Source organism: Halobacterium sp. KA-4 (genome assembly GCF_021028995.1).
Lineage (GTDB): Archaea > Halobacteriota > Halobacteria > Halobacteriales > Halobacteriaceae > Halobacterium.
In genome coordinates this window covers 1-1,747 of the sequence record NZ_JAJJZG010000047.1, presented here as the reverse complement: position 1 = coordinate 1,747, position 1,747 = coordinate 1, and the positions used below count along the sequence as shown (strand labels likewise).

Genomic DNA, 1,747 nt, shown 5'->3' with positions numbered 1-1,747 from the left:
CCACGCGGTGCGTGCCCGAGCGTGGTACCGTGAATTTCGTGAGATCGTCCTGATGTGTGCGGTCTACAACATCAAGCGATCCGTGAAACAGTGAAATCGAACGCCTTCTGGCGATTCACCAGAGCCATTACGAGTTGTTTGGCTTGTTCAACCTTCGATTCGACCTGGGAATGGAATTCTCCGACCGCGGTGGTAGTGTACTCGTCCACCGATTCGGCGGCGTCCTTGAACGGCGTCTCGTCACGCGACAGCAGGAGTGTAATTGCTTCCCATGAGAGTCCCGTGCGGTCTTCGCCGATGAGTTTTCTAAGGGCTCGGATTTCTGCTTCAGCCTGACTGAGGGACGTATTATTCGTGTAGGTCTGAATGTGGGGTTTGTACTGGTCGTGGAGCTCTTTGCTACGTTCTACGATATCGCTGTTAGTCACTTTCTCGGGAAGTTCGTGGTTGTCAATCCATTCAGCTGCAATTTGGTTCAACTCGGCTTGTACCGAGTCATTTGCGTGGTTCGGTTCTATCATGGTTGTCTTTCTCGAACACGATAGTAGATGTGTGTCCGGTCCCGTGAGACGCCTATTTCGGAGCCTCATTCCGGACACTCTATTTCTTGTCCATCATGTTCGAATTGCACCACTTGTATGATGGAGATATAAAAGGGCTAGGGATTCAGAGGTCCCTATCCCGGAATACCAGCTGTTAGACGTATTCTATACCCGGAATCCTGAGTGCAGATACCGGACCGCCGTCCCGAGGTTTTCAATAAATCATTTCACGTTATTACCTATATCTTGATATTGAATCTCGCACGCGATGTACGGCCGACGAGTAGATGAAATGAATTCTTCAAATCCACGCAGCAAAACGGTGTTGAGGGGATAGTTAACGAGTGCCAATCAATACGTTGTTGTAATCGTGGGATTGTTCTAGATAGTATCCGGTTACGTGGGGAGTCTATCCTCCATCAACTATGGCGAACTGGTGGATACAGACCGTCTTCTGCAAAAAGCGGCACTGACGGGCTGTTATCGCCCCTCAATTTAACTGACGGGGTTGACACTACGTGGTATGGCTGATTCGACCCTGCATCATTCTCTCGAACCTGCGTTGAATACCTGGCAGCAGCTGGTCGCAGACGGACCTACTGGCCCCGGTATCGACTTTTCCAACTCAAATCGGACGCGACTCTGCCGGCGGCAGTTCCAAGCGTTTCTCGACGACCCATCTGCAGATAACTTTCAGCAGTTATGGAACGCTGAGACGCTTGCTGGGTACTGGGCTCCGAACGCAGCCTCTCTACTACGGCCTGATGATGCAGTTGCGTCACTCCACACGCTCTTCTCAGAAATCGATACAGCAGACGACTTCAATCCAGCTTCAGTACATCACAAAGCCGGTTAGTTGAGACGTCTGCTTGCTGAAGGTGTGTCTACAACCCAGCAAGCAGACGGTGAAATCCACGAGGACCAGCTTCTTAACTTCCTCGTCAACGCTCTTGACGAGGAAGTCGCCCTCACACTCGCTGAAAACGCCGAGATCGATGCTGAAGACATCTACGAGGTCCTCGTCGGCGCGTGCGCCGACGGGACCTCGGTCTCAACGCTCTGTGAGAAAAGCGAAGATGCCCCCCACGAAAATTCGGTTCTCTACCATCTCCGCACCAAATTCGACCTTGAGACGCTTGAGTAAGTCGGAAACGCGCTCCTTCAGAAGGACGTTCTCGACGTCCTTCCCCAGCAGGTGGAGGTCG

At 51.9% G+C, this 1,747-nt stretch carries 1 protein-coding gene and 2 pseudogenes; 2 read left to right on the top strand and 1 reads right to left on the bottom strand.

Annotation, left to right across the window (positions count from 1 at the left end; all coding sequences use genetic code 11):
- Positions 1–94: pseudogene (locus LPA44_RS17935) on the top strand (IS5/IS1182 family transposase); the annotation flags it as partial.
- On the opposite strand, the gene LPA44_RS17930 reads toward LPA44_RS17935, so the two are convergent.
- Positions 72–521: a hypothetical protein gene (locus LPA44_RS17930; RefSeq protein WP_230890841.1), complete on the bottom strand. Its 450-nt coding sequence runs from the start codon at positions 519–521 to the stop codon at positions 72–74. The pseudogene LPA44_RS17935 and the gene LPA44_RS17930 overlap by 23 nt on opposite strands.
- A gap of 901 nt (positions 522–1,422) precedes the next feature.
- On the opposite strand from LPA44_RS17930, the pseudogene LPA44_RS17925 reads away from it, so the two are divergent.
- Positions 1,423–1,747, top strand: a pseudogene (locus LPA44_RS17925) (ISH3 family transposase); the annotation flags it as partial.

Bases quoted from the DNA above. Each gene is read 5' to 3' on its own strand.
- LPA44_RS17930 (WP_230890841.1), bottom strand. From the start codon at position 521: ATGATAGAACCGAACCACGCAAATGACTCGGTACAAGCCGAGTTGAAC.